At 70.9% G+C, this 4065-nt stretch carries 5 protein-coding genes and 1 tRNA gene; 2 read left to right on the forward strand and 4 right to left on the reverse strand.

What is annotated here, in order from left to right; all coding sequences use genetic code 11:
- The 3 genes from VB777_RS12050 to VB777_RS12060 form a co-directional block, all read right to left on the reverse strand.
- Positions 1 to 202: hypothetical protein (locus VB777_RS12050; RefSeq protein ID WP_323249219.1), on the reverse strand; the 202-nt coding region annotated here is incomplete at its 3' end.
- Positions 202 to 274, reverse strand: a tRNA-Ile gene (locus VB777_RS12055). The genes VB777_RS12050 and VB777_RS12055, both read right to left, overlap by 1 nt.
- Positions 275 to 363: 89 nt before the next feature.
- Complete coding sequence (locus VB777_RS12060) at positions 364 to 876, reverse strand: Occludin/ELL family protein (protein ID WP_322757974.1); 513 nt, start codon at positions 874 to 876, stop codon at positions 364 to 366.
- Positions 877 to 1088: 212 nt separating this feature from the next.
- On the opposite strand from VB777_RS12060, the gene pyrE reads away from it, so the two are divergent.
- Positions 1089 to 1676, forward strand: a complete 588-nt coding sequence (gene pyrE, locus VB777_RS12065; protein WP_197158996.1) for an orotate phosphoribosyltransferase — start codon at positions 1089 to 1091, stop codon at positions 1674 to 1676.
- A gap of 86 nt (positions 1677 to 1762) precedes the next feature.
- Positions 1763 to 2773, forward strand: coding sequence for a folate-binding protein (locus VB777_RS12070; protein WP_323249221.1), 1011 nt, complete (start codon positions 1763 to 1765; stop codon positions 2771 to 2773).
- Positions 2774 to 2854: 81 nt separating this feature from the next.
- Here VB777_RS12070 and VB777_RS12075 read toward each other — a convergent pair.
- Positions 2855 to 4065: TM0106 family RecB-like putative nuclease (locus VB777_RS12075; RefSeq protein ID WP_323249223.1), on the reverse strand; the 1211-nt coding region annotated here is incomplete at its 5' end.

Below are 4065 nucleotides of genomic sequence, written 5' to 3' on the forward strand. Positions count from 1 at the left end.
AGGCCAACGATGCCGAAATCGGGCAGTTTGCGGCTCTGATAGCCGCCGATCCGACTTTTTGAGCCGGAAATCCACTGATGCCTGTGGAAAACTGGCTCGTGGGCTCGTTTTTCAGCAAACTCTTAACGGAGCTGAAAGCTGTGAACATGACCAAGTCACAGGAGAGACCTGGGCTTGAGTTGAGGCTCAGCTTGGACTGCATGGGGGTCGCGAGGATCGAACTCGCCTAAGGCGGATTATGAGTCCGCTGCATTCACCAGATTGCTAGACCCCCAGGGATCTGGCCACAGCTAGCTGGCTTGGGCCTGACGCGGCCCAGGGCCAGCACCTGTCCTCCCCCAGTCGAGGTGGACAGACGCACGTTTACCAGAGACCCCGAATCGGAGGCGGGGACCACTGACGCTGCGGCCTGTCCACCGGAACCACCGCCGCACCGCCGCTGCCGATGCTGGAGGAAAAGCCGTTGGGCACGTCTTCGGTCCGCCAGTAGAGCGGGCTGCTCTGCTGGCCCAGGAGTTCGGTGGCGGTGTTGTGCAAGGCCGAGGCATCCCAGACGATCCTCTGATCCGGGAAGCCCAGACCCATCACCTTGGTGCCGCCGTTGCCACCCATGGCAATGCCGAACAGATCGGTGATCTGGTGGGTGATGTCAATGCTGCGGGCAAAGGTGGGTGTGTAGGTGAAGAAGCGGTTCTCCACCAGCTCGGCGGTGGTCTGCACCACAGCGCACCGAGTCACTTCCACTGGCCCGGCGGCGTTCATTCCGGCAGGGCCACTGCCCGCCAGCGGTGCTTCCAGAGTGGTGGTGCACACCACCGGACCGGTCTGGGCCTGCGCCGGCATGAGCGGCAGCATCAGCGTTGCGGCGGCACTCAAGCCAACCGCTCGCCGCCCGAAGCGCCCTGACCAACCTGAGGTTCCGATGGCTCCCGGACGGGGGGCTCGCCTGCGTTGCATCGCTCTACCGGCCTGTACCGGGGATACCCGTTTCGCCCTCAAACTAGGCAGGCCCGGGCTCCTCCACCAGCCCCCGTCAGCCACCTGCGCGACCGATGCCCCTTCCGTCCCATCCCGCCGCCGCCACCGCCATGGGCGCGATCGCCGGAACCCTGGCGGAGCAGCGGGCCGCCCTGCTGCCCCTGTTGGCCTCCAGGGCCTACCGGCACGGCACGTTCACCCTGGCCTCCGGCCGCAGCAGCGACCACTACGTGAACTGCAAACCGGTGAGCCTGGCCGGCCCGGGGCTGGCCCTGCTCGGTGCCCTGCTGCTCGACCAGGTGGAACCGGAAGCGGTGGCGGTGGCGGGCCTCACCCTGGGGGCCGATCCGCTCGTGAGTGCGGTGGCGATGCGCGCGGCCCTGGATGGCCGCGAGCTCGATGCCCTGATCGTGCGCAAGGAAGCCAAGGGCCACGGCACCGGCGCCTGGCTGGAGGGCCCGCTGCCGGCCGCGGGCAGCCGCATCACGGTGCTGGAAGACGTGGTCACCACCGGCGGCTCGTCACGCAAGGCCGTGACCCAGCTGCGCGAAGCCGGCTACGTGGTGGAACGGGTGGTGACAATCGTGGACCGGCAGGAGGGGGGCCTCGAAGCGATGACCGCCGCCGGCCTGGATCTCCGCAGCCTGTTCCTGCTGGAAGAGGTGGCCGCCGCCGCTGCAAGCGCCACAGGCGGCTGAGTTGCAGCTCTGGGCCTATCGCAGGTTCAACACCTGGTGACCCGCTCATCCACCATGGCTGCGACGCCGGCCTGCCATCCCCTCCCATGAGCAACGCCATCAGCCCCTGGGACCAGCCCCGCCACAGCGGCTGCCTCGTCCAGCCCGTGAGCCTGCTGCGGCTGGACGGTCCCGACACGCGTTCCTTCCTGCATGGCCAGACCAGCCAGGCGGTGGCGCAGGCCGCTCCTGGCCAGTGGCTGCGCACCTGCTGCATCAGCCCCACCGGCCGGATGCGGGCCCTGGCGGAGGTGCTGGTGGACGCGTCCGGCGCCTGGCTGGCGATCACCGCCGGCGATGGCGGCGCGGTGCGGACCGCCTTCGATCGGGTGCTCTTCCCGGCGGATCAGGTCCAGCTGGGCACGCTGCAGACGGGCTGGTTGATCACGCCGCTCAGCCCCGGCACCCCGGCGGAACGGCCGGAGCCGGCGGGGGGAACCTGGAGGGCCGTTGGCGAGCCGCAGGCTGAACCGCAGGCCTGGCTGCTCGGAGAGGAGCGGCTGCTGGTGCAAGGCGACGACCCTCTGCCGGCCGGCCTGGTGGCGGATCTGCCCGCAGCCTTCTCCAGCGGCGCCCCGCTCAGCGCCAGCGAGCACTGGAGGATCCAGCGGGGCCTGCCGGCCGCTCCCAACGAACTGAACGACGACACCAACCCCTTTGAGCTGGGCCTGGCCGAGCGGGTCAGCCTCAGCAAGGGCTGCTACGTGGGCCAGGAGACCCTGGCCAAGCTGGCCACCTACGACGGCGTCAAGCAGCAGCTGCGGCGCTGGCACCTGGCGGATGCCACGGATGCCACGGCGGCGGCGGCCTGCACCGAACCCGGCAGCGAATTGCAGAGCGCCGACGGCAGCCGCGCCGGGCTGATCACCTCCGCCCTGGAGCTTCCCGATGGCCAGGGGCGGATCGGCCTGGCCCTGGTCCGCCGCCGCCACCTGGATGCGGTGGAACTGCGGGCCTTCGGCCAGGGGGAGCCTGAGTCTGGAGTGATGGTGACGCTGTCCTGCCCTGAGGCCTTCGCGCCACCGCCGGTGGGAGCCGGCTCTGCCGCCAGGCTCTGAGCGGAACGCAGCGGGAGGGGCCGAGACGGGCGATCCAGTGGCGGTCAGGCCAGTGGCGGGCGGGCCAGTGGCGGGCGGGCGTCAGTCCCGATCCAGGAGCCAGCGGGCCACCGCCCAGGTGGCGAGGCTGTCGTCGCGGTTGTATTGGAAGATCCGCTGCAGCCGCCCGGGGCTGTGGCGGCCACGGACCCGATCCTGATGCCAGTGGCGCCACTGCCGCCACCACAGCAGGCAGCGGGCTCCATCGACGCCGGGCTGGCTCCAGTGGAACCCGAGCCAGCCCGCCACCGGCTTGAGGCCATAGCCGTTCACCGGCAGGCGCCAGTGGCGCCGCAGCCGCGCATGCACGTCCACCAGGCGGCTGCGCAGACGCAGCACCTCCGCCTCGCTGGCGCCCTGGCGCTGGGCCAGGCGCAGGAGGGCCAGCGACTCGGTTTCGCCGTAGTGGAGCAGGGGCCAGTCGGGGTAGCGCGCCAGCAGGCGCCGCAGCCGGGCCCAGAGCCGGGGCTCACCGTGTTCCTGCAGGGCCAGCACCGCCAGATAGCGGCCTGCACGGTCTGCGCCGGTTCCCACCGGCCAGCACCCATCAGCGCCACGGGGCAGCACCAGGAAGCCGTGCAGGAAATCGTCGCGGGCGTCGGGATCGGATTCGATGTCGTAGAGCAGCACCCCCGGGGCCCGGGCCAGCTCCGGCAGGGCGGGTGCGGGATCGAGACGCTCGGGGATGCCGCTGGCCTGCACCTGCGCCTGAGCCACCAGGGTGGCCGCGATCTCGCGGTGCTGCTCGCCATGGGCCTCGAGCTGATCGGCCAGCTGCTCAGGGTCGGCGGCCGCCAGATCGGTGAGGCGGGCGATGCCGAGTCCCAGCAGCAGCTCGCGGCGTTTGCCGCCGATGCCGCTCACCTCACTGAGATGGCCCTCCCGGGCCGCCTCCCGGTCGCAGTGCCCCCGCCAGCAGCAGAGGGTGCATTTCTTGCGGTCGTTCACCAGCGGCGGCGGCTGGTCGTGGTTCAGCTCCTGGCCGAGGCGCTCGAGGCTGTCGTCCAGTTGGCGCATCAAACCACTGCTGAGGGCCAGCCGCTCCCTCTCCAGACGCCGCCCCTCGCCCGCCACCACCAGCCCCTCGGGCACCGGAGCCTGCTGGTGCTCGGCCAGCAGCCGGCCCCAGAGGGCGAGCAGCAGCCGGTGCTCACGCGTCACCCGGCGCCCCTGTCGGGCCAGCACCGGCCGGTAGCGGAAGGCGCCCCAGCGGCTGTCGCCCTCCAGCCGCTGCAGCAGGCTGGGGTGGGCTT

It is taken from the genome of Synechococcus sp. CCY9202, from assembly GCF_034931685.1.
Classification (GTDB): domain Bacteria; phylum Cyanobacteriota; class Cyanobacteriia; order PCC-6307; family Cyanobiaceae; genus CBW1002.

Bases quoted from the DNA above. Each gene is read 5' to 3' on its own strand.
- VB777_RS12070 (WP_323249221.1), top strand. From the start codon at position 1,763: ATGAGCAACGCCATCAGCCCCTGGGACCAGCCCCGCCACAGCGGCTGC.
- pyrE (WP_197158996.1), top strand. From the start codon at position 1,089: ATGGGCGCGATCGCCGGAACCCTGGCGGAGCAGCGGGCCGCCCTGCTG.